This window comes from Acidimicrobiales bacterium (assembly GCA_016716005.1).
GTDB lineage: Bacteria > Actinomycetota > Acidimicrobiia > Acidimicrobiales > JADJXE01 > JADJXE01.
In genome coordinates this window covers 78575-105433 of record JADJXE010000001.1, presented here as the reverse complement: position 1 = coordinate 105433, position 26859 = coordinate 78575, and the positions used below count along the sequence as shown (strand labels likewise).

23 protein-coding genes are annotated in these 26859 nt (G+C 74.9%); 17 read left to right on the top strand and 6 right to left on the bottom strand.

Annotated features, from left to right (window positions below; all coding sequences use genetic code 11):
• The first annotated feature begins 24 nt into the window (after positions 1 to 24).
• A complete protein-coding gene (locus IPM45_00550; GenBank protein ID MBK9178056.1) occupies positions 25 to 1209 on the top strand; it encodes an alpha/beta fold hydrolase in 1185 nt (394 codons plus the stop codon).
• Positions 1210 to 1218: 9 nt separating this feature from the next.
• The gene (locus IPM45_00545) at positions 1219 to 1614 is read left to right on the top strand and encodes a CBS domain-containing protein (GenBank protein ID MBK9178055.1); all 396 of its coding nucleotides are present in this window, start codon (positions 1219 to 1221) and stop codon (positions 1612 to 1614) included.
• Positions 1615 to 1628: 14 nt separating this feature from the next.
• On the opposite strand, the gene IPM45_00540 is transcribed toward IPM45_00545, so the two are convergent.
• The 3 genes from IPM45_00540 to IPM45_00530 are packed head-to-tail and all read right to left on the bottom strand — an operon-like array spanning position 1629 to position 6042.
• The gene (locus tag IPM45_00540; GenBank protein MBK9178054.1) at positions 1629 to 3428 is read right to left on the bottom strand and encodes a cell wall-binding repeat-containing protein; all 1800 of its coding nucleotides are present in this window, start codon (positions 3426 to 3428) and stop codon (positions 1629 to 1631) included.
• A gap of 53 nt (positions 3429 to 3481) precedes the next feature.
• Entirely contained in the window at positions 3482 to 5077 is a 1596-nt protein-coding gene (locus IPM45_00535; GenBank protein ID MBK9178053.1) for a glycosyltransferase family 39 protein, read from the bottom strand.
• On the bottom strand, positions 5074 to 6042 hold the full coding sequence (locus IPM45_00530) for a hypothetical protein (GenBank protein ID MBK9178052.1): 969 nt from the start codon (positions 6040 to 6042) through the stop codon (positions 5074 to 5076). The genes IPM45_00535 and IPM45_00530 overlap by 4 nt, the downstream gene beginning before the upstream one ends.
• 636 nt (positions 6043 to 6678) lie before the next feature.
• Between IPM45_00530 and IPM45_00525 the strand changes: the two genes are divergently transcribed.
• Positions 6679 to 7341 (top strand): lytic murein transglycosylase, encoded by a 663-nt coding sequence (locus IPM45_00525; GenBank protein MBK9178051.1) that lies wholly within the window; start codon positions 6679 to 6681, stop codon positions 7339 to 7341.
• A gap of 54 nt (positions 7342 to 7395) precedes the next feature.
• Here the strand turns inward: IPM45_00525 and IPM45_00520 are convergent, their stop codons facing one another.
• Entirely contained in the window at positions 7396 to 8607 is a 1212-nt protein-coding gene (locus IPM45_00520) for an acetyl-CoA C-acetyltransferase (protein ID MBK9178050.1), read from the bottom strand.
• A gap of 225 nt (positions 8608 to 8832) precedes the next feature.
• On the opposite strand from IPM45_00520, the gene IPM45_00515 reads away from it, so the two are divergent.
• The 12 genes from IPM45_00515 (at position 8833) to IPM45_00460 (ending at position 22944) form a co-directional block, all read left to right on the top strand.
• Positions 8833 to 9939, top strand: coding sequence for a carboxypeptidase regulatory-like domain-containing protein (locus IPM45_00515; protein MBK9178049.1), 1107 nt, complete (start codon positions 8833 to 8835; stop codon positions 9937 to 9939).
• Between the two features lies 1 nt (position 9940).
• A complete protein-coding gene (locus IPM45_00510; protein ID MBK9178048.1) occupies positions 9941 to 12127 on the top strand; it encodes a PBP1A family penicillin-binding protein in 2187 nt (728 codons plus the stop codon).
• Positions 12124 to 13203: a trypsin-like peptidase domain-containing protein gene (locus tag IPM45_00505; protein MBK9178047.1), complete on the top strand. Its 1080-nt coding sequence runs from the start codon at positions 12124 to 12126 to the stop codon at positions 13201 to 13203. Before IPM45_00510 ends, IPM45_00505 begins: the two co-directional genes overlap by 4 nt.
• Positions 13204 to 13261: 58 nt before the next feature.
• The gene (locus IPM45_00500) at positions 13262 to 14431 is read left to right on the top strand and encodes an amidohydrolase family protein (GenBank protein MBK9178046.1); all 1170 of its coding nucleotides are present in this window, start codon (positions 13262 to 13264) and stop codon (positions 14429 to 14431) included.
• Positions 14432 to 14476: 45 nt separating this feature from the next.
• Positions 14477 to 15766 (top strand): FAD-dependent oxidoreductase, encoded by a 1290-nt coding sequence (locus IPM45_00495; GenBank protein MBK9178045.1) that lies wholly within the window; start codon positions 14477 to 14479, stop codon positions 15764 to 15766.
• A gap of 103 nt (positions 15767 to 15869) precedes the next feature.
• Complete coding sequence (locus IPM45_00490; GenBank protein ID MBK9178044.1) at positions 15870 to 17339, top strand: aspartate aminotransferase family protein; 1470 nt, start codon at positions 15870 to 15872, stop codon at positions 17337 to 17339.
• 19 nt (positions 17340 to 17358) lie between these two features.
• Complete coding sequence (locus IPM45_00485; GenBank protein ID MBK9178043.1) at positions 17359 to 18150, top strand: enoyl-CoA hydratase/isomerase family protein; 792 nt, start codon at positions 17359 to 17361, stop codon at positions 18148 to 18150.
• A 4-nt stretch (positions 18151 to 18154) separates the two neighbouring features.
• Positions 18155 to 18760, top strand: a complete 606-nt coding sequence (locus IPM45_00480) for a TetR/AcrR family transcriptional regulator (GenBank protein MBK9178042.1) — start codon at positions 18155 to 18157, stop codon at positions 18758 to 18760.
• Between the two features lie 40 nt (positions 18761 to 18800).
• Positions 18801 to 19982 carry a YbjN domain-containing protein gene (locus IPM45_00475; GenBank protein ID MBK9178041.1) on the top strand — a complete coding sequence of 394 codons (1182 nt, stop codon included), beginning with the start codon at positions 18801 to 18803 and terminating at the stop codon, positions 19980 to 19982.
• Between the two features lie 10 nt (positions 19983 to 19992).
• Positions 19993 to 20712 carry a DUF1275 domain-containing protein gene (locus tag IPM45_00470; protein MBK9178040.1) on the top strand — a complete coding sequence of 240 codons (720 nt, stop codon included), beginning with the start codon at positions 19993 to 19995 and terminating at the stop codon, positions 20710 to 20712.
• Positions 20713 to 20845: 133 nt separating this feature from the next.
• Positions 20846 to 22069, top strand: a complete 1224-nt coding sequence (locus tag IPM45_00465; protein ID MBK9178039.1) for an aspartate aminotransferase family protein — start codon at positions 20846 to 20848, stop codon at positions 22067 to 22069.
• A complete protein-coding gene (locus IPM45_00460; GenBank protein MBK9178038.1) occupies positions 22066 to 22944 on the top strand; it encodes a hypothetical protein in 879 nt (292 codons plus the stop codon). Before IPM45_00465 ends, IPM45_00460 begins: the two co-directional genes overlap by 4 nt.
• A 40-nt stretch (positions 22945 to 22984) precedes the next feature.
• Here IPM45_00460 and IPM45_00455 read toward each other — a convergent pair whose 3' ends face one another.
• Positions 22985 to 23443 (bottom strand): RidA family protein, encoded by a 459-nt coding sequence (locus tag IPM45_00455; protein MBK9178037.1) that lies wholly within the window; start codon positions 23441 to 23443, stop codon positions 22985 to 22987.
• A gap of 123 nt (positions 23444 to 23566) precedes the next feature.
• Between IPM45_00455 and mmsA the strand changes: the two genes are divergently transcribed.
• Positions 23567 to 25054: a CoA-acylating methylmalonate-semialdehyde dehydrogenase gene (gene mmsA, locus IPM45_00450; protein MBK9178036.1), complete on the top strand. Its 1488-nt coding sequence runs from the start codon at positions 23567 to 23569 to the stop codon at positions 25052 to 25054.
• Between the two features lie 9 nt (positions 25055 to 25063).
• Here the strand turns inward: mmsA and IPM45_00445 are convergent, their stop codons facing one another.
• Positions 25064 to 25912, bottom strand: coding sequence for a hypothetical protein (locus tag IPM45_00445; GenBank protein MBK9178035.1), 849 nt, complete (start codon positions 25910 to 25912; stop codon positions 25064 to 25066).
• A gap of 111 nt (positions 25913 to 26023) precedes the next feature.
• Between IPM45_00445 and nudC the strand changes: the two genes are divergently transcribed.
• The gene (nudC, locus tag IPM45_00440; protein ID MBK9178034.1) at positions 26024 to 26854 is read left to right on the top strand and encodes an NAD(+) diphosphatase; all 831 of its coding nucleotides are present in this window, start codon (positions 26024 to 26026) and stop codon (positions 26852 to 26854) included.
• Positions 26855 to 26859: the final 5 nt, after the last annotated feature.

Here is a 26859-nt window from a genome sequence, read left to right as displayed (position 1 = left end):
GCCGACCCCCTAGCATCCCGCGCCGTGACCGACCAGCCCCCCACCCGGGTCGACTACGACCAGGTCCCCCTGCTCGTCGCCTTCCCGGAGCGGGCCGACTTCACCGAGGTGTACGGCGGCGGCCACGGGGTCGTGGCCCTCACCGGCCGGCTGCTGCGGCCCGTCGGCCGGCCGTCGTCGACGGTGCTCGTGTTCATGCACCCCACGGGTGTGCTCGACCTGCTGCCACTCCCCCACGCACTGGCCGCCGCCGGCGTGCACGTGCTCACCTGCGCGAGCCGCTACCCGAACAACGACGCCGCGCTCGTCATGGAGAAGGTCGTGGTCGACCTGGGCGAGGTCGTGCGCCACGCTCGCAGCCACCTCGGCTACACGCACGTCGTGCTGGCCGGCTGGAGCGGTGGCGGCGCGCTGGCGCTGTACTACCAGGCGCAGGCCGAGCGCCCCGACGTGACGGCCACCCCGGCCGGCGACCCACCCGACCTCACCGCCGCCGACCTGCCGCCGGCCGACGCCGTGCTGCAGCTGGCGGCCCACGTGAGCCGGGCCACGACGCTCACGGAGTGGATGGACGCCTCGATCCTCGACGAGGCGGACCCGGCTCGTCGCGACCCCGAGCTCGACCTGTACGACCCCCGCAACCCGCACCAGCCCCCGTACGACGAGGCGTTCCTCGCCCGCTACCGGGCGGCGCAGGTGGCGCGCAACCGCCGGATCACGGCGTGGGTGAAGGAGCTGCTGGCCGACCTCGACGAACGTCGGCGCCTCGGCCCCGAGCGGGCCTTCGTCGTCCACGGCACGATGGCCGATCCCCGCTGGCTCGACCCGACCGTCGACCCCAACCAGCGCCGCCCGGGTTGGTGCTACCTCGGTGATCCCAAGGTGGTGAACACCAGCCCCGCCGGCCTGGGCCGCTACTCGAGCCTGCGCAGCTGGCTCTCGCAGTGGAGCATCGACGACACCCACGCCGACGGCCCGCGCCAGGCGGCGCGCATCACCGTGCCGGTGCTGGTCGTGGAGAACGCCGCCGACGACGCCTGCACGCCCAGCCACACCAGGCGGATCTTCGAAGCCGTTCCCCACCCCCGCAAGGAGGTCCACACCGTGGCCGGCGCCACCCACTACTACCTGGGGCAGCCCGAACAACTGGCCGAGGCCACCCGCACCTGCGTGGGCTGGCTGCGCCGATCCGGGCTGCTCGATGCGTGAGGAGGCACGATGAGCACCCTGACCCCCGACGACCCCATCGAGCGCCTGGTGGGGCGCAGCGCCGTCTACGTGCGGCCCGAGGACACCGTCCTGCAGGTGGCCGAGACGCTCGACCGGGAGAACATCGGGGCCGTCGCGGTGCGCGGTGGCGACGGCATCTCCGGCATCCTGTCCGAGCGCGACCTGGTGCGCGCCTTCGCCGAGGGGTGCGACCCCGAGGAGGATCGCGCCGCCGACGTGATGACGTACTCGGTCGAGGCCGTTCGGCCCGACGAGACGATCGGCGCGGTGGCCACGCGTATGCTGGCCGACGGCATCCGCCACGTCCCCGTGCGCGACGGCACGGTGACGCTCGGGGTCGTCTCGATCCGCGACGTGCTGCGGGTCTACGTCGAGGGCCGCTGAGGCCGGTCAGCCGGTCAGCCGGTCAGCCCGGAGGGGATCAGCGCTCCCAGCTCCACGATCGTCGCCTCGGGCACGGCCGCCGGACCGCCGGCCACGAGCAGGCTCGACGGCCCCAGCGTGGCGATCGCCTCCCGCACCGACGGCGGCACCCCCTGCGGCGGCAGGAGGAGCAGCGGGTCGCCGTAGGCGCCCAGGGCCAGCGCGTCGGGGAACGTGCTCCCCGACGCCAGGGTGACGTTGTCGGAGAACCCGAACACGAGGGTGGCGACGGCCGCCGACGTGCCGTAGCGGTCGGCGCCGGCGACGCGCTGCACCGGCGCGTACGCGCCGAGCGCCCCCTCCACCTCCGGGCCGATGGCCGCGCTGCCGCCGATGAGCAGGATCCCCTGGGGCACGAGGCGCGCCAGCTCGGCGGCGGTGGCCGACGGCAGCTGCGCGCGACCCACGAGCAGGACGGGGTTCTGCGGCACGGCCGCCGACGCCGCCCCGGCGGCCAGGGCATCGGCGAAGCCCTCGCCCGACGCCACCATCACCTGCGGGAAGTCGGGTGAGAGACCGGCCGGGAAGTAGCGCTGGCTGACGGCGGCCGCCGTGCCGTAGCGATCGGGGCCCGCCACCCGCTGCACCGGCGCCCCACCGCCGAGCTGGGCCTCGACCGCCGGTGACACCGCAGCCGGTCCGCCGATGATCACGATCTCGTTCGGCGCCAGCCTGGCGATGGCGGCGGCCGTCGCCTGGGGAATCGCCGTCGGCTGCACCAGCAGCACGGGGCCGCCGAGCAGCGACGCCACCGGGGCGGCCACCAGCGCGTCGGCGAAGTCGGCGCCGCTCGCGACCACCACGCCCGGCACCCCGGGCGGGAAGGCCTGGGAGAGCAGCGCGGCGGTGGTGTAGCGGTCGGGGCCGGCCACCCTCGTGACGTCGGGGTTCGGCCCGGGGGGCGGACCGCCACCCGCCATGGTGGCGTCGATCCAGGCCCGGTACGTGCTGATGCGGGTGTAGGCGGAGGGGCTGTACCCGCAGGTGGGGCCGTAGCTCACCAGCCCGACCTGCACCCACGAGCCACCCCCGGCGTCGACGAACAGCGGTCCGCCGCTGTCACCGAAGCAGGCGTCGATCCCCGGGGTCGGTGGCGCGCCGACCACGCCGGCGCAGAGGTCGGCCACCGGGTTGAATTCGGGCCCGAGCTGCGCGGCGCACTGGGCGTCGGGGAGGATCGGCATCGACACCTGCTGCAGGGAGGCGGGGTACGTGGGGTTGTCGAGGTCGGCCGAGGTCGAGCCCCACCCGAGCAGGGTGGCGGTGGTGCCCGGCGCCTGGAGCGCCTCCTGGCCGGGGCCGATCAGAGCCAGCGTGGGGCCCGGCACGGGGCTGGCCAGCCGCAGCAGGGCCACGTCGCCGTTGAGGTCGGGGCCGTAGTCGGGGTGCGAGACCACCTGGGCCACGCCCACCCGGGTGCCACCGGCGTCGAGCTGGCTGGTCCCGACCAGCACTTGCACGGAGGCGGCCGTCTCGCCCTCGACGCAGTGGGCGGCGGTGAGCACCCACTGGGCCGAGATCAGGGACCCGCCGCAGTACTGCCCGAGGTAGTTGTCGGGCACCGACGCCGACACGATCGCGACCATGAACGGCCACGCCTGGGTGGCGGGGCCGCCCCCGACGATCCGGGGCGCCGGCACCGAGGGGGTCGGCGGCGGCGGGGCGGCACCGTCGTCGGCCCCGGCCGGCGAGGCTGGCAGGAGCGCGACGACGAGAGCGGCCAGGCCGAGCAGGGCGACCAGGCCGCGTCGGGCGGACGTCCGGTGGGGATGCACGGCGGCACCGTAGCCCGCGGATCCGCCCGCACGGCTGCCCGCGCCGCGCTCCGTCACCCGGTCGCCGCGGGGATCTCGTACAGCGCCATCCGCTCGAACACGCCGGGGTCGGCGGGCACGATCACCTCCGCGCCCCGTGCCGACTGGAGGGCGCGGGCCAGGCGCTCGCACTTCTCGTCGAACGTCCGATAGCCGTCGGTCCACACCAGCCAGATCCGCCGGTCGGGTTCCACCGACTGCAGGAGCCGGTCGGCGAACGCCCGCACGCTCGCAGCCTGGTTGCGCTCCTCGTAGTCGACCCAGTCGACGAACGCGGGAAGGTCGCCCGTCGGGAAGGTGAGCTCCCGGAACCCGGGGCCGAGCTCGCGACCGACCGCAGGGCCCAGCTGGTCGGGGCAGTACACGACCACGTCGCCGGGCGTGGCCGAGGCCTCGATGGCGTCGGCCACCTCGCGCGCCTGGGTGCGCACCGTGGTGGCGCTGTCGATGGAGGCGAGCAGACCGATCCCGCAGATCAGGGCCAGCACCACGCTCCGCGGCCCCCGCCCGGCGAAGGCGAGCACGCCGTAGGCGACGACCAGGAGGAACAGGGGCAGGACGACGGCCGTGTAGCGGGACTGGAACGCGCTCTCCGTGAGGCGGCCCGCGACCATCCCGACCAAGAACGTCGAGGCCACGGTGGCGGCCACGGCTCGCACCCCGGGACGGGTGCGCAGTTCGAGCACCACCCGCCAGGCACCCTCGGGGCGGGCCAGCACGCCGAGGGCGGCGGCGTCGATGAGCAGGATCCCGAGCAGGCGGTACTCGGCGCGGGGACCACCGCCGAAGTCGGTGAGGGTGACGAAGAGCCCGTCGAGCAGGCTGATCGGGCCGCCCCAGGGGGTGCCGGTCCGAGCCGCTTGGTAGAGCATGGTCCCGACCCACGGCAGGTACAGCACCCCGCCCACGGCGACGGCGACGAGGCACCAGCGGGCGGCGGCGCGGCGCGGCCCGCGCCACGAGGCCCAGGCCAGGCCGGCCGCGACGATCCCGACCAGGAAGATGGACCAGTAGTGGGTGTAGAGGAGGGCCGCGGTGACGAGCGCGACCGGTGCGAGCCGCCCGAGGGTGGGAGCGTCGAGGGCCCGCCACAGCAGCAGGTAGCCGGCGAGCACCAGCACCATCACCAGCGCGTACATGCGAGCCTCGGCCGCGTAGCGCACCGCGAACGGTGAGCTGGCCAGCAGGAGAACGGCCACGATGCTCCCGGCTCGGCCCGCGAGTCGCCGGCCGGCGAACCAGGCGAGCACCAGGCTCCCCACGCCGAGCAGCCCCGACAGGCTCCGCACCGCCAGGTCGCCGGTGCCGAACACCCGTGCCCACCCGTGGAGGAGCACGTAGTAGAGGGGCGGGTGACCGTCGTGGCGGAGGGCCTCGGGGATCTCCGACAGCGGCAGGTCGGCGATGTTCACGGTGAGCGCCTCGTCGAGCCACAGGGGCGAGGCCGAGACGAAGCGCAGCGCCACCCCGGCCGCGACCACCACGACCGCGGCGACCGCGAGCCCGGTGCCGACCCTGTCGCGCCGGGCCTCTCCCCCGCTGGCGGCGGCCGCCGTCGCGGTTGCCGTGCGGGGCCGCGCCGCCGCCGCCGAGGACCCTGCGGGGCTCATGCCGGGGGCGCCCCGGCGCGCAGCACCGGCCAGGCCGACGGGCTGGTGGTCACCGCGTCGTAGATCGACACGCCGACGGCGCCGGCCGTTCGCGCCGCGGCGAGGAAGCCCTGGTAGTCGGCCACCGTGGACGCGTCGCCGATGCCGCCGATGGCGTGCACGAGGGCGTTGGCGCCGACATGGCCCCGCAGCAGCCGGATGTTCTCGCTCGTGTAGCGGCCGGCGTCGCGCCACTCGGGCTGGCGGGTGCGGTTCGTCCAGTAGCCCATCGGCAGCCAGATGTCGTACAGCCCGGCCAGCTCAGCCCACGGGAACGACGGCCAGAAGGCCGTGTTGATGATGTCGGTCACCACCGGGGGCACCACGATCGCACCGAGCGCGGCCGGCCCCACGAGCTGGCGCAGCCCCCGGGAGAGCTCGACCAGGCGGCGGTTGCGCTCGGCCACGTCCGGGACGGCCGAGCGCTCCTCGATGTCGACGGCGATGCCGTCGAAGCGATGGCCCTCGTAGCGGAACTCGTACATGGCCCGCAGGCGGGCCATGTCGCGGGCCGGGTCGGCGAACGTGGGAAGGTACCAGGCCACCACCGCGATCCCCCGCCGCTGGGCGGCCTGGAGGAACCGTCCGACCAGGTCGGGGTCGACCAGGTCGCCGGGGGTGCGAGGGTCGTCCTTGGCCACCTGGAGGTACAGGGTGTCCACCCCGGCCCAGGCCAGCGCCGCGGTGCTCGCGGGGGTGACCGGCGGCGGCCTGCCGTTGGCCTGGAACGGCGCCAGGTAGTCGTACACGTCGACCCACGTCCCCAGACCCCGGTACGGCGCCAGGTCGGGCCCCTGGGCCCCGGTTGGCGTGGTGGTCACCCCGGGCGGCAGGATGCACCCGGCGGCGACCGACGCCAGGAGCGCGAGGCCGAGCACCAGGCGGACCGCGCGACGGGCAGAGCGAGCCGGGGCGGTCGGGGGCATCGGCGCATCTTACGGATCGCCGGGCCGGGGGATCGCGCAGGTCCCGGCGCTCGCCCAGCGTTCAACGTCGCCGCCGGCGTGCCGATGGGAAGCATGGTGCGACCACAGGTCCGACCGCTGACGCGGTGGCGCTTCGCGCTGCTCGCCGTCGCCGCCCTCGCCGGGACGGCGACGGTCCTCCCTGCGCGGGCCGAGGCGGCCGAGCCCCGGCCCGGGCTGGGCGCCCGCCTCGAGGCGGCCCTGGCCGGCACCGACGCCGCCGGGCTCCGCCTGGCGGAGGCTCGCCAGGCGGTGGCTGCGTCGCAGGCGGTGGCCGACGCGGCCCGCGCCGAGGTCAACGTCCGCCAGGCCGAGATGCTGCGCCTGGCCGCCGACCAAGCGGATCTGGCGGCGCTGGTCGACGTCGCCCGCGCCCCGCTGGCAGGGCTCTCGATCGCCTCCTACACGCTCGCCTCGGAAGGCCGCATGATCGACGAGGCCTCGGGCGGGCTGGCCTCCCCCGACTTCGGCAGCCGCCTCGTCCGGGCCGCGACCGGTCGCACCGCGACCCACGTCGCCGACCTCAGCGAGCAGGCCGACGTTCTCGCCGACCAGCGCCAGGCCGCCGATCGGGACCTGGCGACGGCTGCCGAGGCCCTGGCCGGGGCCGAGGCCGCGCTGGTCGCCGCCACCGAGCAGGAGTCGTCGGCCGCGGCGTCGCTCCATGACGAGCTCGACCGCTACGAGCGCCTGTGGTGGTCCTCGACCGCGCCAGGCTCCGACCTCCCCCGGGTCGCCCTCGACGCGTACGCCCGAGCCGCCGGCGGTGCGCCCTGCCCCGTGCCGTGGAGCCTGCTCGCCGGGATCGGCCGGGTGGAGTCCCACCACGGGGGCGGCGACCTCGATCGCACAGGCCGGGTCGTCGTGTTCGGGCCGCTGCTCGACGGCTCCCTGCCCGGCACCGCGGTGATCACCGACTCGGACGGCGGGGCGTACGACGGCGACGGAACCTTCGACCGTGCCGTGGGCCCGATGCAGTTCCTCCCGGGCACCTGGGCGGTCGTGGGTCGCGACGGTGACGGCGACGGCCGCCGCGACCCGTTCGACCTCCACGATGCCGCTGCGGGGGCGGCCGAGCTCCTGTGCCGCTCCGGCGGCGGCGCCGAGCCGCGCCGGGCGCTGTTCGCCTACAACCCGTCCACCACCTACGCCGACGCGGTGCTGGGCCACGCCGAGCGGTACGAGCGCGCCGTCGGCGCGGACCCGGCCGATGCGTTCGCCGGCTCGCCGGACGAGCTGCGGGCCCGCTACCAGCTCTGACGCGGCACGGCCCGCCGGCGAGCCGGCGGGCCGTGTCTCACGCCACCCGGTGCGCTACGAGAGCCGCTCGACGATCATCGCCATCCCCTGGCCGCCGCCGACGCACATCGTCTCGAGGCCGATCGCCTTGTCGGCGTCCTGGAGGCCGTGGATGAGCGTCGTCATGATGCGGGCGCCGGTCTGCCCGAACGGGTGGCCGACGGCGATGGCCCCGCCGTTCACGTTCAGCTTGTCGTAGCTGATGCCGAGGACCCGTGCCGACGGGACGATCTGGGCTGCGAAGGCCTCGTTGATCTCGACCAGGTCGACGTCGTCGATGGTGAGGCCGGCCCGCGCCAGCGCCTTGCGGGACGCCTCGATCGGCCCCAGCCCCATGATCTCGGGGTTCAGGCCCGACACCGCGCTGGCCACCACGCGGGCGAGCGGCGTGATGCCCAGCTGGCGGGCGCGCTCGTCGCTCATCACCACCACCGCTGCGCCGCCGTCGTTGAGCGGGCAGGCGTTGCCGGCCGTGACCCGGCCGTCGGGCCGGAACGCGGGCTTCAGCTTGGCCAGCCCCTCCAGGGTCGTCTCGGGGCGGGGACCGTCGTCGGCGGCCACCACCCGACCGTCGGGGAGGGTGACGGGGGTGATGTCACGCTCGTAGAAGCCGCGGGCGATGGCTGCGCCGGTGCGCTGCTGGGAGAGCAGCGCGTACTCGTCCATCTCCTCGCGCGACACCCCCTCCAGGTCGGCCACGTTCTCGGCCGTCTGCCCCATGGCCACGTAGATGTCGGGAAGGCCGGCCGGCGGCGACCACGGGGGCGCGCCACCGAGGGCCCGCTGGGCGGAGCGCTCCTTGGCCTCGGCGAAGAGCGGGTTCTCGGTGTCGGGCAGGCTGTCGGAGTTGCCCTTGACGAACCGGCTCACGCACTCGACACCGGCAGCAACGAAGGCGTCGCCCTCGCCCGCCTTCACCGCGTGGGCGGCCATCCGGATCGCCTGCAGCGACGAGGCGCAGTACCGGGTGACCGTGGTGCCGGGCACGTCGGGCAGCCCGGCCAGGGAGCTCACGACCCGGGCCATGTTGAATCCCTGCTCGCCGCCCGGGAGACCGCAGCCGAGAACGAGATCCTCGATCTCGGCCGGGTCGAGCTGGGGCACCTGGGCGAGCGCCGCCTGCACCATGGCGGCGGCGAGGTCGTCCGGGCGCAGATCGACCAGCGAGCCCTTGAAGGCCCGCCCGATCGGGCTTCGTGCGGCGGCGACGATGACGGCCTCGGGCATGGGGCCCCTCCCTGGGACTTGGGGGCGGGCGACTGCCCGCCGACACCGCGCATCCTGCCACCGGGGGCTCGGTCGCCACCAACGGCGGGTGCGGGGATGCCCCCGTCGGCACGTCTCGGGCCGCTACCCTGGTGAGAGGCGGTCCTCCTCGCCACCGGCCGGTCCGGGGGCGAGCGTGGAGGGGCATCTGTCAGTGACCCTGCACGCTCGGACGAGGGGAGGAGGATGCGAGCGAACCGCTCGGCCCGCTGGGCCGCAGCCGCCCTCGTCACGTCCCTGGCCGTGGCGGCGTGCACCACGAGCGAGCAGCCGCCCCCTCCGCTGGCGCTGCCCGCGGCGTCCACCGTGCCGCCACCCCCGCTCACCACCCTGGTGCCGCCCGACACGCGCGGCGCCACGCTCCGCGCGGTCGAGGGACGCCCCCCGGCCGCGCCCACGCCCGCCGTGCAGGGCGGCACCAGCGCGCTGGCGGGCCTCGTGCGGGGGCCGGAGGGCCCGGTGGCCGGGGCGACCGTGCGGCTGGAGCGCTTCGTCGGCGAGAGCTCCGAGACGATCGACGTCACCACCGCCGCCGACGGCCGCTGGGAGGTGCGCGACGCGCGCGGCGGCCGGTACCGGGTGCGGGCGTGGCGGGTGCCCGACCTGGCCCAGGACGGTGCCACCGTCACCTTCGTGGCCGCAGCGTCGAGCGCCACCATCGACCTGCAGGTGCAGGCCCACGAGGGGCTCGAGGCGCAGGCGGGCGTCAGCCCGGGTCAGGTGGCGGTCGGCTCCTCGCTGACCCTCGTCGCGCTGCTCCTCGAGCCGCAGGTCGACGGGCAGGGCATCGTACGCGGCACACCGGTGGCGGGTCTGGCCACGACGCTCGACGCCGGGAGCCGTTGGCGCCCGGCCGGGTCCACGGTGGCGACGACCGGTTCCGACGGCACGGTTCGCTGGACCCTCACCTGCCTCTCGGAGTCGGGGGGCTCGGCCAGCCTGACGGCCGACGGGCGCTCCTTCCCCCTCCAGCTGCCTGCCTGCCTGCCCGAGCCGAGCAGCACGACCGCGTCGACGTCCACCACGAGCACGACGCTCCCGCCGCCCACGGCCGCCTTCCCGATGGGCGAGACCTTCAAGCCGCCGTATGCGGGGCCGATCCCGGCGGGGACGTACACCGTGACCGCCTCGCCGGGTGGCAACTGCGCCCTCACGTACGAGCCCTGGACCTCGACCGGGTGGTCCGGGTCGACGCGCACCGCCACCGGCACGCCGCTGGTGCTCACGTCGCCGGCGCGCGACCTCCGCCCGTCCGGCGACCTGCCCGCCTGCAGCTACACGAGGACGGCCTGACATGGTGACCCGACGCCGGTCCTGGGGGTACCGCACGTGGCGCGCCGTCCGCATGCTCGTGAAGACGGTCGTCGTGGTGGCCGTGGTGGGCGTGCTGGCGCCGGTGGCCGTGGCCGGCGTGGCCTTCGCCACGCTCGTCCTGCTCCCCCTGCCCGGCAACCTGCCCCCGGAGCGTCCCGTCGACGCCGGCCAGCCGTCCCACGTCTACGACGCCGCGGGCAACCTGATCGGCACGTTCCGGCAGTTCGAGTCGGCGCTCCCCGTCCGGGCCGAGGACATCCCGCCCGTGGTCGAGGACGCGCTCATCGCGTCGGAGGACCGCAACTTCTACGGGCACAACGGGGTCGACTTCGAGGCCATGATCCGGGCGGCCTGGGCGAACTGGCAGAACGACTCGGTGGTCCAGGGCGGCTCGACGATCACCCAGCAGTACGTCAAGAACACCTACACCGGGGGCGAGCGCAGCCTCAGCCGAAAGATCCGCGAGGCGATCCTCGCGGCCCGGCTCGAGCGGCAGCTGTCCAAAGACGAGATCCTGTTCCGTTACCTCAACACCGTCTACCTCGGCGAGGGCGCCTACGGGGTGGGGGCCGCCGCCCAGACGTACTTCCGCAAGCCCGTCCAGCTGCTCACCCTGTCCGAGGCCGCGCTCCTCGTCGGCATCGTGCCCGCTCCGTCGCGCTACTCGCCGCGCGACAACCCAGCCGAGGCCGAGGCCCGCCGCGTCGCAGTGCTCCGGGCCATGTACGAGACGGGGAAGATCACCAGGCCCCAGCTCGACGCCGCCATCCCGGAGCAGGTGTGGCTGATGAGCAACGGGAACCCGCCCGGGCCGGCCACCTTCGTGTGGCCCGCCGAGGTGAACGGCGCAGCGCAGTACCCCTACTTCGTCGACTACGTGCGCCGCTACGCGCTGGCCAGGTACGGACCCGACCTCGTCTATCGCGGCGGGCTGCGGATCGAGGCCTCCATCGACCCGAACCTCCAGCAGCTGGCCGAGGCCGAGGTGGCCCGCTCCCTCGAGGGCACCTCCTCGCCCCTGGAGATGTCGCTGGTGTCCGTCGACCCCCGGACCGGCGCCGTGCGCGCCCTCGTCGGCGGTCGCGACTGGGCGGCCAGCCAGGTGAACCTGGCTCTCGGCGGCTCCACGGGCTTCCAGCCGGGCTCGTCGTTCAAGCCCTTCGTGCTGGCCGCCGCGTTCGAGGCGGGCATCGGCCCGGAGACCGTCTACAGCGCCCCGGGAACGTGGCGGGTGCCGGGTTGCCAGGGCACGGGCTGCACCATCGACAACTACGACCGCGCCGGCCGAGGGAGCCTCACCCTGCGCCGGGCCATGTGGTCGTCGATCAACACCGTCTACGCGCAGCTGATCAACGATGTCGGCACCCAGCAGACCGCCGCGCTGGCCAACCGCCTGGGCCTCACGTCGGTCGACCCCGCGCAGCCCTACGGGCTCACCCTCGCGCTGGGGTCGGCCGAGGTGTCGCCGCTCGACATGGCGGCCGCGTACGGGGTGTTCGCCAACCACGGCGTGCGGGCGGCGGCCACGCCGGTGCTCCGCGTGCTCGACGCCGAGGGCAACGTCCTCGAGGACAACACCCCGCCGCACGGCGAGCAGGTGCTCGACCCCGCCGTCGCCGACACCGTCACCGACGTGCTCACCGGGGTGATCGCCGGGGGCACCGGCCGGCGGGCCTCCATCGGGCGGCCCGCCGCCGGGAAGACGGGCACCGCCGAGGAGTACCGGGCCGCCTGGTTCGTCGGCTACACGCCCCAGCTGTCGACGGCGGTGTGGATGGGCCACTCCGACGTGCAGCGCTCGCTGCGCAACATCGGCGGCGTGGGCACCGTCACCGGCGGCACCATCCCCGCCGCCACCTGGTCGCGCTTCATGCGGGCCGCCCACGACGGGCAGCCGATCGAGCAGTTCACCGAGCCCGGGCCCCTCCCCCGCCTCACCCCGCAGGGCGACGTCGGCCTGGGCGGCGGGATGCAGCCCGGGGGCCGTCGCGGCCGCCTCGAGACGCCGACCGACTGCGACGGCCCCTGCGAGGTCACCCCGACCCTCCTGCTCCCCGCTCCCCGCACGACGACCAGCACGACGACCAGCACCACCAGCACCACCGCCCCCGGATCCTCCGGCGGCGACACCACGTCCAGCACCTCGAACCCAGGCAGCCAGGCATGAGCGCACCGACCAGCGTCGACCCCACCGAGCAGATCCCGGGAGCGCCGATGAGACGCCAGCACCGCAGCCCGAGGCGGCGCACCCGCGTACCGGCTGGCGACCCGAACCCCCTCGGGCTGCCCTACGACGAGGGACGGCGCTCGCGGCGCGCCAAGAAGCCGCCCCTGCGCCACCGGGTCCTGCCCCGAACGGTGATCGGCATCACCATGCTCCTGCTGGCCCTGGCCATGGGCGCCGCGTTCAGCGGAGCGGTGCTGTACGCGTACTACGACTGGCGGCTCTCCCAGAACGAGGACGAGGTCGGTGACCTCATCTCGGGGTTCGATCAGCGCTACGAGACCGCCGCGGCCGCCATCACCGCCCAGCAGGACGAGGCGACGGCCCGCATCCGGACCGAGCTGGAGCCGCTCGCGGCCCTGGTGGGCGAGGCCACCACCATCAGCCAGCTGGCCGGGGCCATCTCGCCGTCGGTGTGGTTCGTGGCCACCCTCGACGAGGAGGGCCGGGCCTCGGTGGGGTCGGCGTTCGTGGTCGCATCCGACAGCTCGCGCAGCCTGCTGCTCACCTCGTACACCACCATCCGCGCCGCCACCGCCAACCCCGGTCCGCAGGTGGTGGTGCGCAAGGGCGACGAGGAGATCGCCGCCGACGTCTGGACCTGGCAGCCCGAGCGCGACCTCGCCCTGCTCGTGGTGCCCAAGCCCGACCTCCCGGCCCTGGCCTGGGCGCCCGACGACGTGATGGCCAAGGCGCTGGGCACCCGGGTCTACGCCGCCAGCGGCTTGGGAGGCGTGGGAGCGTCCCTGAGCCCGGGCTACGTGATCGACCAGAGCCTCACCGGCCTCCAGCACACGGTTGCGGTCGGGACGGCGTTCCAGGGAGGACCGCTCCTCAACAGCCAGGGCCAGGTGCTCGGCGTGGCGTCGCTCACCTTCTCCCCGCTGGGCTTCCCCCCGGGATCGGTGCTGTTCGCGCCGCCGGTGACGACGGCCTGCGATGCCGTGCTGTCCTGCGGCAGCGGTGGGGCTGCTCCCCAGCCGGGCGCCGAGGGCAGCGCCCCGGAGGCGCAGGACTGAGCGCTGCGGGTGAGCGTGGGGGATCGGTACCATCGCCCACGCTCACCCGGAGGTGCCCATGCCCTACGCCGAGGGGCGGCTCGTGCACGACGCCGACGCCCACGTCATGGAGACGCCCGACTGGCTGGCGCCGTACGCCGACCCCGACGTGCGCGACCGCCTGGCCCCGATCGGCGTCGGGGTCGTCGCCCCGGGCGAGCACGAGCGGATCGAGCACGATCTGGCGCTGCAGCGCGACGCCGAGTTCCGTGCCGGCGACGCCGAGGAGATCATGCTCCGCAAGAACTGGCGGGCCCTGGGCGCCACCGTCGCGGCGGACCGCCCGGCCGCGCTGGATCTTCTCGGGTTCGCCAGCCAGCTGGTCTTCAACACGTTCACCAGCGGCGCCCTCCAGCGAGCCGAGCACGACGACCCGGACCTGGCCCTCGCCCTGGCGCGCGCCCACAACCGCGCCATGGTCGACTTCTGCTCCGTCGACCCGCGCCTGCTGCCCGTCGGCTACGTCCCGCTGGCCGACCTCGAGCGGGCCGGGCCGGCCGCGGCCGAGGCGCTCGAGCTGGGCGCGGCCGCCCTGATGGTCGCCTCGGCGTGCCCCCCGGGCCACGCCCACAGCCACGTCGCCCTCGATGCCGTGTGGGCTCGCGCCGAGGAGGCCGGCGTCCCGGTGGTGTTCCACGTGGGCGGCGGTGGCACCCTGCTCGACCCGGCGTTCTTCGTGAACGGCCTGCCGCCGGTGCCCGACTTCCACGGCGGCGACGGGAACTTCCGCTCGGTCGACTACCTGGCGATCCCGTACCCGGTGATGCAGGCCCTGTCCGTCCTCGTGATCGACGGCGTGCTGGCCCGCTTCCCCCGGCTGCGGATCGGGGTGATCGAGCAGGGCGCGTCCTGGCTCCCCGGCCTGCTCCGCTCCCTCGACTCGGCCCACGAGGCCTTCCGCAAGAACGAGGAGCGCCTCCAGCGCCTCGAGCTCCGGCCGAGCGAGTACGTGCTGCGCCAGGTGCGCGTGACCCCGTACCCGCACGAGGACGTGGCGTGGGTGGTCGAGCAGGCGGGCGAGGGGGTGTGCATGTTCTCGTCCGACTACCCGCACGTGGAAGGCGGCCGGAACCCGCTGAAGCGGTTCGACCGCTCGCTCGCCGGCCTGGGCGAGCGCGCCCGCCGGCGCTTCTACTGGGACAACTTCGTCGGCCTCATGGGGCCTGCGCTCACCCCGGTCACCACCTGACGGTGCGACCGGCCGCCGGGAGGGACGCCCGCTACGGTGTCGCAGATGGGCGACGTCCCCGACCCGACGGGCTGGCTCGTCACCCGCTGGGCCCACGACCCCTTCGCCCTGGGCTCGTACTCGTTCCTCGCCGTCGGATCCACCCCGGAGGATCGCGCTCGTCTGGCCGAGCCCGTCGACGCCACCCTGTTCTTCGCCGGCGAGGCCACCTCCACCGACTTCCCGTCCACCGTGCACGGCGCCCTCCTGGCCGGCCAGCGCGCCGCCGAGCAGGTCATCGACCAGGCCGACCCCGACCCCGACACCGTCGTGGTCGTCGGCGCCGGCGTGAGCGGCCTGGCCTCGGCTCGGGTCCTGCGCGACCAGGGCTACCAGGTCGTCGTCGTCGAGGGGCGCGACCGCATCGGCGGGCGGATCTGGACCGACCGGCGGCTGGGGCCCCCGCTCGACCTCGGGGCGTCGTGGATCCACGGCACGGTGGACAACCCGGTCGCGGAGCTCGCCGACGGGTGGGGCATCGCCACCGTCGCGACCGACTACGACAACGTCATCACCTTCGACGCCGACGGGATCGAGGTCGGCGCCGAGGAGCAGGCCGCCGTCGAGGAGCTGCTCGAGGAGGTTCTCGACGAGGCCGCGGCGTGGGCCGAGGCGCAGGACGACGACGTGCCCCTCGCTCGGGCTGTCGACCAGGCCCTCCAGGAACGCTCCCTCACCGAGGCCGACGCCCGGCGCCTCGCCCATGCGCTGAACACCACGATCGAGCAGGAGTACGCGGCCGACGCCGCCGAGCTGTCGGCCCGGTGGTGGGACGACGACGACGAGCTCGACGGCGCCGACGTGCTGTTCCCGGACGGCTACGGGCAGGTGGTCGAGCGGCTCGCGGAGGGGCTCGACGTGCGGCTCGGCCACGTCGTCGAGCGGGTGGCCTGGGGCGGCGGCGGGGTGACGGTGATCACCGGCCGTGGGCCGATCCAGGGCGACTGCGCCGTGATCACCGTGCCGCTCGGCGTGCTGCAAGCCGGCCGTCCCGACTTCGACCCGCCCCTCCCGGCCGCCAAGCAGGCGGCGGTGGAGCGCCTGGGCATGGGACTGCTCGACAAGGTGTACCTCCGCTTCCCGGAGGTGTTCTGGGACGCAGGGGCCGACCTGCTGGGCTACGCCTCCGACGACCGGGACGAGTGGGGCGAGTTCGTGAACCTGGCACCGGTGACCGGCGAGCCGATCCTCCTCTGGTTCAACGCCGGCACCGTCGCCCGGCGCTTCGAGCAGGAGACGGACCAGCAGCTCGTGGCCCGGGCCATGCGGGTGCTGCGCGCCATGTACGGGTCCTGACCGCGGCCGTGGGACGGGGGCGCGCTCGCCGGCATGGTCGACAAGGCTCTCCCCGGTGCTGGGGCCCGCCCGGCGACCGGGCACGGTGAACGGGAGGCGGGCCATGCGGATCCCGGAGCACGGGCGCGGCGAGGACGAGCTGTTCGCGGCCATGGCCGAGTACCGCTCGGGCGACCTCGACGTGCGAGGCGGGCGGACCTGGGCCTACGTCTACGACCCGGGACGCGCCGACGTGGAGCGCGTGGCCACGCGTGCGTACGTGGAGTTCCTGTCGGAGAACGCCCTCGACCCGACGGTGTTCCCGAGCCTGCTCCGGCTCGAGAACGAGGTGGTGGGCATGGCCGTCGACCACCTCCGTGGCGACGACCAGGTGGTCGGCACGTTCACCAGCGGTGGGACCGAGAGCTGCATGCTGGCGGTGAAGGCCGCCAGGGACCGGGCCCGGGCACTCCGCCCCGAGGTGCGGCGTCCCCAGATCGTGCTGCCGGTCACGGCCCACGCGGCGTTCCACAAGGCCGCCCACTACTTCGACCTCGACGCCGTCACCGTGCCCGTCGACCCGGTCACGTGGAAGGCCGACGTGGCCGCCGTCGAGCAGGCGATCACGCCGGACACGATCCTGCTGGTCGGCTCGGCCGTCTCCTACGCCCACGGGGTGACCGACCCCATCCCCGAGCTGGCCGCCCTGGCCCTCGAGCGCGAGCTGCTGCTCCACGTCGACGGCTGCATCGGCGGCTTCGTCCTGCCCTACTTCCGCCGACTCGGGGCCCCGGTCACCGAGTTCGACTTCACGGTGCCCGGCGTGACCTCGATGTCGATGGACTTCCACAAGTACGCGTACTGCCCGAAGGGCGCCTCGGTGGTGCTGTACCGCGACGCCTCGCTCCGGCGCCACCAGCTGTACGCCTGCGCATCGTGGACCGGCTACACGGTGATCAACACCACGATCCAGAGCACCAAGTCGGGGGGGCCGCTGGCCGCCACCTGGGCCGTGCTGAACCACGTGGGCGACGACGGCTACCTCGAGATCGCCCGCCGCACGCTCGAGGCCACGAGGGCCATCGTGGCGGGGGTCCACGCCATGCCCGACCTCCGGGTGATGGGGCGGCCCGAGGCGAGCCTGGTCGCGCTCACGTCCGAGACCGTCGACGTGTTCCGGGTGGTCGACGAGATGCGGGCGCAGCGCTGGTTCGTCCAGCCGCAGCTGGGCTTCGGAGGTTCGCGCGAGAACATCCACCTCACCGTGGGCGGCGCGAGCCTGCCGCTCGTCCCCGGCCTGCTCGCCGACCTGGCCGCGGCGGTCGACGCGGTGCGGGCCGCAGGGCCACTCGTGCCCGACGCCGGTCTGCGGGCGCTGCTCGAGTCGCTCGACCCGGCGACCCTCGACGACGCCACGTTCGACCAGCTCCTGGCCGCGGGTGGGCTCGGGGGCGACGGGGCCGGCTCGCCGGCAGGCGTGCCCGAGCGCACCGCCGGCATCAACGCCATCCTCAACCTGTGCCCGCCGCCGCTCGCCGAGCGCCTGCTGGTCGAGTTCCTCAACCGCCTGTTCGTCCCACCGAGGGACGCCTGATCCGGATCCGGAGCCGCCCATGTCCACCGACTCACCCTTCGAGACGCTCGCCGTCGCCGTCGACGGCGCGATCGGCCGCCTCGAGCTGGCTCGTCCGGCGCGGCTGAACGCCATGAGCCGCCAGCTGCTGCGAGAGCTGGCGGCCGCGGCAGCGTGGTTCGACGACCACGGCGAGGTGAAGGTGGTGGTCGTCACCGGCCAGGGCCGGGCCTTCTGCGCCGGGTTCGACCTGGGCGACTTCACCACCGCCGACGACGCCGGCCTCTCGCCGCGCGACGGCGCCGATCTCGGCCGGGTCATGGCCGAGGCCGTCACCGGCATGCGAGCCCTCACCATCGCCGGCATCCATGGCCACTGCGTCGGCGGCGGTCTGGTGCTGGCCGCGGCCTGCGACCTGCGGGTGGCGGCCGCCGACGCCGTCTTCTCCATCCCCGAGGTCGACCTGGGCATCCCGCTGGCCTGGGGCGGCATCCCCCGGCTGGTGCGCGAGATCGGGCCGGCCCTCACCAAGGAGCTGGTGCTCACCTGCCGCGCCTTCGACGCCCGGGAGGCCCTCGCCGTGCGGTTCCTCAACCGGGTGGTCGAGCCCGATCGGCTCCAGGTCACCCTCGACGAGCTCGCCGCCTCGCTGGCGGCCAAGTCGGCCCTCACCCTCCAGGTCACCAAGCGGCAGGTCAACGCCGTGGCCGAGGAGATGGGCTCCACCGCCCACGCCTTCGTCGACGGCGACGTGCTCGCCTCGGCCCTGGCCGACCCCGAGTCGCGCGCCGCGGGCCGCTCCTACCTCGAGCGTCGCCGACCGAGGGGCTGACGACATGAGCAGGCCCCCCACCGGCACCGAGCAGCTCGACGGGCGCCGGGCGCGCGCCGAACGCAGCCGGGTCGCGGTCGTCGACGCCCTCCTCGACCTGCTCCGCGAGGGCGACCCCCGCCCGGCGGCCGACGCCATCGCCGAGCGGGCAGGCGTGTCCGTGCGCTCCGTCTTCCGGCTCTTCGACGACCTCGACTCGATCTACGCCACCGCGGTCGAGCGCCAGGGCCGCCGGATCGCGCCCCTGCTCGCCGCGCCCCCCACCACGGGGCCCCTCACGGCGCGCATCGACGCGCTGGCGGAGCACCGCGCTCGCCTGTTCGAGGACATCGCGCCGTTGCGCCGCGCCGCGGTCCGGACGGCCCCGTTCCATCCCCCGCTGCAGCAGGGGCTGGCGGCCTCGCACCGCCAGCTGCGGCGGCAGCTCAAGGTGCTGTTCGAGCGCGAGCTGGGCCGGCGCGCCCCCGAGGAGGCGGCCGTGCTGCTCGATGCGCTCGACGCGGCCACCAGCTGGCTGGCCTGGGAGGCCCTGCGGTCCGAGCAGCACCTCTCGGTCCGCCGGGCCAGGGCCGCGCTGACCCGGACCGTCGCCGCACTGCTCGCATCCTGACCCGCGCCTCCTCGCGGGCGGCCCGGCGTAGGTTGGCGGCATGGAGACGGCGGTGCGCATCGACCACACCGAGTGGGAGGCCGTGCTCACCCGCGTGGTGCCCTTCGCAGGCGGCGACGAGCTCACCGGGGTGGGCCACGTGCGCCTGCAGGCCGACGGGCAGCACCGCCGGTGGATGGCGACGGACTCCTTCCGGCTGGCCGTCCTCGAGGCGGGCGAGGGGCCCGAGGTGCTCGAGGTGTCGATGCCCGTCCGTCTGGTCGGGGCGGCGGTGGCCCTCACCGCCGGGCACGGCCCGGCCGAGCTGACCGTCGAGCGGGCCGGTGAGGGTGGTGCGCCCCACGCCGTCACCCTCCGGGTCGGCGAGGCGTCCATGCGGCTCCCGGCCGGCCCCGAGGGCTTCCCCGACGTGGCGACCCTCACCGGCTCGCTCCTCGACCGGCCCTACCTCGACATGCGCGTGAGCCGGGGGCTGCTGCTGGACCTGGTGCGCCTGGGCCGCCTGATGCCGGCCGGCGCGTCGATCGACGGCGAGGGGGACGACCCGGGTCCGCTGTTCTGGCTCCACATCACCCCGACGCGCCTGGAGCTGGTGGTCGACTGGGGCGACTACGGGCTCTCGCGCTTCGGGCTGGCCTGCCGTGCCGACGGGGAGACCAGCCTCCCCGTCAACCCGCTGTTCCTGGAGGAGTTCCTCGATGCCGTCGACGACGACGAGATCGTCGTCTCGCTCCCGGTCGACCGGCGGTGTCCCCTGCGGTTCGCGTCGGACGGCTGGGCCGGCTACCTCGTGCCCATCGACGCGACGCCCGAGCAGCACCGCGAGCGCCTCGAAGGCCTCCTGGAGCGGATGGGCGTCCAGCACCTCGTCCGCGACCCCGACGGCGACTACCCGTTCCGCTTCGGCAGCGCCGACCTCTACGTGCGCCTGCCCGACGACGAGCCGGCACGGGTGCAGGTGTTCTCCGTGGTGCTGCGCGACGTGCCCTGCACCGAGGAGCTCCTCCGCGAGGTCAACGACTACAACGCCAACCTCCCCTTCGTGCGGGCCTTCTGGTTCGACGAGCAGGTGATCGTGGAGATCGAGCAGCTGGCCAGCACCCTCGACGTCGAGGAGCTGGCCAACGGCTGCGCGGCCGTGGTGACCGCGGCCCAGGACCTGGGCCCGGTGCTGAGCGAGTTCTTCGGCGGCACCATCGCCTTCGACGACGGTGGCGCCTGAGCCGGCGCCCGTGACCGAGCCGACCGCCACCCCCGCCCTGGGCCACCCGCTGGCGGTCGCCGCGGTCCTGACGGCCGCGGCCGGCGCCGCCGACGCCATCTGCTACGTGGGGGTCACCGGCGTGTTCACGGCCAACATGAGCGGGAACGCCGTCCTCCTCGGCATCGGGATCGGCGAGGGCCGGCCCGCCGACTCCCTGGCCCTCGCGCTGTCCCTGGTGTCCTTCGCCGTCGGCGTCGGCCTGGCCGCGGTGCTGGGGCGAGCCGGCGCCCGGGGCGCGATCGCCGAGCGGAGGTCCACCCGGGCCCTGGGCGTCGAGGCCGTGCTCCTCGCCGTCCTCGTCCCCGCCAGCCTGGCCGTGGTCGGCGCCCACGGCGACCCGGCGACCGGCCCCTGGCGCGGCGTCCTGATCGTGATCGCCACCCTCGCGATGGGCGCCCAGACGGTGGTGCTGCGGCGGGTCGGCGACACCGCCATCTCCACCACGTACACCTCGGGCGTCATGGCGTCGATCGGGGAGGCCGCTGCGCTGGCCACCGTCGACCACGACGGCCCGAGCGCACCCCGGCGAGGCCACCTGGTCGTGCTGGGCACCGTCCTCGTCGCCTACGTGGGGGGCGCCGCCGCCGGCACCGCCCTGCACCGCGGGGTCGGCACCTGGGCGCTGCTCGCCCCGCTCGTCGCGGTGGTCGCCGTCGCCGTCGCCGCCCTGGCCGCCCGGCCGCGCTGACGCCGGTCAGGGCTCACGGACCGCCGCCAGGCTCCAGGGCGACGGGGTGACGGCGCAGCCGGCGAGGCCCGGGCCCAGCGCCAGCACCCCGGGGACGTACGATCCGCGCTCGGGAACCAGGGAAGGGGGGCCCATGACCGACCCGGCCATGCCGTTCGCCTCGCGCGACGAGCTCGACGCCGTGTTCGCGGATCGCGTCAACCGGGGCAAGGTCGACGCGTTCCGCGCCCTCGGCCTGGGCCTGGTGATGGGCGAGCGGGAGGGCGCGCGGTTCCAGGACGCCTACACCGGCGAGTGGTTCTGGAACTGCCACTGCAACGGCGGCGTGTTCAACCTCGGCCATCGCAACCCGCGGATCGTCGCCGCCCTGCGCCGGGCGCTCGACCACCTCGACGTCGGCAACCACCACCTGGTGTCGCCGTGGCGGGCGCTGCTCGCCGAGCGGCTGGCGGCCACCACCGGCGACCGGCTGCCCGCCACCGTCTTCGGGGTCGGTGGCGGCGAGGCCGTCGACCTCGCCCTCAAGCTGGCGAGGGGGCACACCGGCCGCCAGGGGATCGTCTCGGCGCGGGGCGGCTACCACGGCCACACCGGCCTGGCCATGGCCACCGGGGATGCCTCGTACCGGGATCCGTTCGGCCCGAACCTGCCGCACTTCACCCAGGTGCCGTTCGACGACCTCCCGGCCCTCGACGCCGCCGTCGGCCGCGACACCGCGGCCCTCATCCTCGAGTCGATCCCGGCCACGCTGGGCTTCCCGGTGCCCTCGCCGGGCTACCTGCGAGCGGCGGGCGAGCTGTGCCACGAGCGGGGGGCCCTGCTGATCCTCGACGAGGTCCAGACCGGTCTGGGCCGCACCGGCACCGTCTGGTCGTACCAGCAGGACGGCGCCGAGCCCGACATGGTGGTCACCGGCAAGGGCCTCTCGGGCGGCCTGTACCCGATCAGCGCCACCCTCATGACGGCCGACCTCCACGACTTCTTCGACCACCACCCCTTCGTGCACGTGTCCACCTTCGGGGGAGCCGAGCTGGGCTGCGTGGCCGCCCTCGAGGTGCTCGACATCGTCACCGGGCCCGGCTTCCTCGAGCGGGTGGTCGCGCTGGGCGACCGGTTCGGGGCCGGCCTGGCCGGCCTCCCGTTCACCCTGCGGCGGCGCGGTCTCACCATGGGGCTGGCCTTCCCCCGGGAGGGCGACGGGCTGCTGGCTGCGGCCGACCTGATCCGCGCCGGGGTGTTCGCGGTGTTCGCCAACAACGACACCTCCGTCGTGCAGTTCAAGCCACCCCTGATCGCCACCGACGACGAGGCCGACGAGATCATCGGCATCGTCCGGAAGGTGTTCGGCGAGCCGTGATCGCCGACGACGCCCTCGGCGCGCTCGAGGGCCAGGTGCAGGAGGCGCTCCGCAGCGGTGACACCGGTGCGCTCCGGGTGGTGGGGTACGGGGAGATCTCGGTGGTGCTCGGCTGGCCGGCGGACGCGCCGGTGCTGGCCTGCAAGCGCCTGCCGCCCTTCGCCGACCGCGAGACCCTGGCGCGGTACGAGGCGCTGGTGCACTGGTACGTGGCCGGCCTGGAGCGCGCCGGGGTGCGGGTGGTGCCCACCGAGCTGCGCGTGGCACCGGGCAGCGAGCCGCCCGTCGCCTACCTGGTCCAGCCGGCCCTGCCCGCGCCGTCGTTCGTGCCGGCCACCCTCCGGTCGACCGACCCGGCAGCCGGGCACCCGGCGGTCGAGGCGGTCGTCGACGCCGTGGCGCGCGCCGTGCACCCCGGGTTCGGTCTCGACGGCCAGCTGTCGAACTGGGTGTGGCACCAGGGGCAGCTCGGCTACGTCGACGTGTCGACGCCGCTGGCCCGCGACGCCGCGGGAGGGTCGCTGCTCGACACAGGGCTGTTCGTCGCCTCCCTGCCCTGGGTGCTGCGGTCGCCGGTGCGGCGCTTCGTGGTCCCCTCGATCGTCGGCCGCTACCACGACGCCCGTACGGTGCTGCTCGACGTGTCGGCGAACCTGCTCAAGGAGCGCCTGGACGGCTGGCTGCCGGTGCTGCTCGACGAGGTGAACCGCCGGGTCGACCCACCCGTCGACCCGGACGAGGTGCGGCGCGACTACGCCTCCGACGCCCGGCTCTGGGACGCGCTCCAACGGGTGCGGCGGGCGGACCGATGGTGGCAACGTTCGGTGCGGCGGCGCCCGTACCCCTTCCTGCTGCCCGGCCCGATCGACCGGTAGCTCCCCTGCCCGGGGCACGTTCGGCGTCGCGGCTGCAGCCTCAGGCGACCTCGGCGACGAGCTCGATCTCCACGGCGATGCCGAAGGGGAGCCCGTCCACGCCCACCGCCGATCGCGCGTGCCGGCCGGCGTCGCCGAACACGGCCACCAGCAGGTCGGAGCACCCGTCGATCACGGCCGGGAAGGCGAGGAAGTCGGGTGCGGCCCGCACCATGCCGAGGACCTTCACGATGCCGGTCACCCGGTCGAGGCTGCCCAGCGCGCTGCGCATGGTGGCGAGCAGGCCCAGTCCGCAGAGGAAGGCCGCGTCGCGCCCCTCGTCCACGGTGAGGTCGCGACCGACCACACCCACGACGGGCCGTCCGTCGGCGGGGACCGGCCCGTGTCCCGACACGTACAGCACGCTCCCGCTGCGGCGGGCCGGGACGTAGCTCGCCACCGGCGGCGGCGGCGGCGGCAGTGCGATCCCCAGCTCGACCAGCCGTTGCTCGGCGCCCACGGCCACCCCCTCTCGATCCCACAGATGGTGGCGCCTGCACCCCCCGACGTCCACCCCGGCCCCGGGGTGGACGTCGGGGGACGCTCGCTAGCCTGGCCCGGTCACCGAGCACGGGAGCGCGAGATGGAGCACATCGGCCACTGGATCGGGGGCCGCCGGGTCGACGGCACCTCGGGTCGCGCCGGTCCCGTGTTCGACCCGGCCACCGGCGAGCAGCGGGCCGAGGTGGCCCTCGCCTCCACCGCCGAGGTCGACGCCGCGGTCGCCGCCGCCGCAGCCGCGTTCCCCGCGTGGCGGGCCACCTCGCTGGCCCGCCGGTCCGAGGTCCTGTTCCGCGTGCGCGAGCTGCTCGACGCCGGGCGGTCCGAGCTGGCCGCGGCCGTCTCCGCCGAGCACGGGAAGGTGCCCGCCGATGCCGCCGGCGAGGTCGCCCGGGGCATCGAGAACGTGGAGTTCGCCTGCGGGGTCCCCCACCTCCTGAAGGGCGCGTACAGCGAGCAGGCCGCCGGCGGGGTCGACGTGTACTCGATCCGCCAGCCGCTCGGCGTGGTGGCGGGCATCACCCCGTTCAACTTCCCGGCGATGGTGCCCATGTGGATGTTCGCCAACGCCATCGCCTGCGGCAACACGTTCGTGCTCAAGCCGTCCGAGAAGGATCCCTCGGCCTCGCTGTTCCTGGCGGCCCTGCTCCGCGATGCCGGGGTCCCGGACGGGGTCTTCAACGTGGTGCAGGGCGACAGGGTCGCCGTCGACCGCATCCTCGAGCACCCCGACATCGCGGCCGTGAGCTTCGTGGGCTCCACCCCGGTCGCCCGCCACGTCTACGAGACCGGCACCCGCCATGGCAAGCGCGTGCAGGCCCTGGGGGGCGCCAAGAACCACATGGTGGTGCTGCCCGACGCCGACGTCGACCTGGCCGCCGACGCGGCCGTGAGCGCGGCCTACGGCTCCGCCGGCGAGCGGTGCATGGCCGTCTCGGTGGTGGTGGCCGTGGGGGCGGTGGCCGACCCGCTCGTCGACGCCATCACCGCCCGCCTGGGCGAGGTGCGGGTGGGGCCCGGCACCGACCCCGACAGCGAGATGGGCCCGCTCATCACGCGCGAGCACCGCGATCGGGTGGCGGCCTACCTCGACCAGGCGCACGAGCAGGGTGCGGTCGTCGTCGCCGACGGCCGCCTCGGCCACGTCGAGCGGCCCGGCTTCTTCCTCGGCGTGTCCCTCGTCGACCACGTCCAGCCGCACATGGGCGTGTACCGCGACGAGATCTTCGGCCCGGTGCTCTCGGTGGTCCGCGTCGCGAGCTACGACGACGCCGTCCGCCTGGTGAACGACAACCCGTACGGCAACGGTGCCGCGGTCTTCACCCGCGACGGCGGGGCGGCCCGGCGGTTCCAGTTCGACGCGGTCGCAGGCATGGTCGGCGTGAACGTCCCCGTTCCCGTCCCGGTCGCCTACTACTCCTTCGGTGGGTGGAAGGCGTCGCTGTTCGGCGACACCCACGTGTACGGCCCCGACGGCGTCCACTTCTGCACGCGCACCAAGGTGGTCACGAGCCGCTGGCCCGACCCGGCCACCAGCACCGTCGACCTCGGCTTCCCGCAGAACCGCTGAGGCCCCGGGTCAGGTCGCGATGGCGTACGTGACAGCGGCCGGCACCAGGAGCAGGGCGACGGAGCTGAGGCCGATGGCAGCCAGCGCGAACACCCGGCTCTGGTCACGAGGCGGGTCGCCGGCCGCGCCGATCGTCTGCCACAGGGCCCGCAGCGGCTGGTCGAGCGTGAGCCGGCTCCGACGGCGGGCCACGGCGGCGGCCCGCAGCACGCCCCACGCCGCGCCCAGGAACAGCAGGAACAGCGCCGCGGTGGCGACGGCCAGGAACAGACCCTGCCGCTCCAGCAGGTCGCCGGCGGTCTGCAGGAGCGACGCGCCCACGGAGGCCACCAGGCCGCCGGCGAGGAACGTCGGGATGGCGATGCCCTTGCCGGAGTAGCCGGGGGTCAGGCGCTCGGCCTGGGACCGGGCTCGCCGCAGCATCAGCCCGTCGGGCGAGCCCGGCGGGCAGGAGGCCTCGCGCCGGCCGTAGAGGCGGCGCAGGGCCTCGATCACCGAGCGGCAGTGGCTCTTCACGATCAGGCGGGTGACGAGCTGCACGAAGGCCGACGTCGGGACCTTGAGCGGCCCGAGCCGGGGCAGGCGCGCCGGGCGACCGCCGTTGCGGTCGAGCACCTCGAGCGAGTGCATCACCAGTCGGTGGGCCTCCTCGAAGCGCTCCGGTATCCACAGGGGGCGCACCGCCGCCATCTCGAACACGATCTGGGCCTCGACCGGGCCGGACGCGCCCAGCCGGTCGAGGACCTCGTCGGCCGCAGCCTCGTCGCTCTTCCGCAGCAGGCGGAACGCCTGCAGGTTGTCGCTCAGCTCGTCGAGGACGAGGAGCGGCTCGTCCTGCGGCGGGGAGGCGTCGGCCACGGCAGGCTCCTGGGTCGGGCGGCGTCGGCGGGGTGGCCGGCTTCGGCCGGACGACGGCGGCCGCGACCGGATGCTACGCGGGCTCCTCCACCCCGCCTACGGTGCACGGCCGTGACCGCTGCCTTCGAGCCCCTCCTCGAGCCGCCCCCCGACCACCGTGGCGACACGGTCTGGGTGTGCGTGCGCGGCACCTCGGTGCTGCTGGCCGACCCCGACGACGCGGGCCTCCGGGTCGGGGCCCGCCACTTCCTGGGCCTGCTCCACGGCCACGCCTGGTGGGCGGCCGACGCCGGCCCCGCCGCCGCCCCCGACGTCGACGCCGGCGAGGGGTTCCTCCCGCTCATGGCCCTGTACGGGCGCGTGCCGGAAGACCAGTGGGTGATGGCCGGGCGGGGCCTGCAGCTCGTGGAGTGGGAGCGGACGCACCGCTTCTGCGGTCGCTGCGCCACGCCGACCGAGGCCGCCGGCGGCGAGCGGGCCCGTCGGTGCCCGGCCTGCGGCCTGCTGGCGTTCCCCCGGCTCGCGCCGGCGGTCATCGTGCTGGTCGAGCGGGGAGACGAGGTGCTGCTGGCCCGGGGCCGCCAGTTCCCCATCCCCCTGTACTCGTGCCTGGCCGGGTTCGTGGAGCCGGGTGAGACGCTGGAGCACGCCGTGCAGCGGGAGGTGCGCGAGGAGGTCGGCGTGGAGCTCGCCGACGTGCGCTACGCGGCCAGCCAGCCCTGGCCGTTCCCGCACTCGCTGATGATCGGGTTCACCGCCCGCTGGGCGTCCGGCGACATCCGGATCGACGAGACCGAGATCATCGACGCCCAGTGGTTCACGGCCGACACCCTCCCCGCCATCCCGCCCCGGTTGTCCATCGCCCGCCACCTCATCGACCAGTGGCTCGACCGGGCCGACCCCGCCGACCGGACGGTACCGTCCGTCCGCAACCAGCCCTGAGGAGG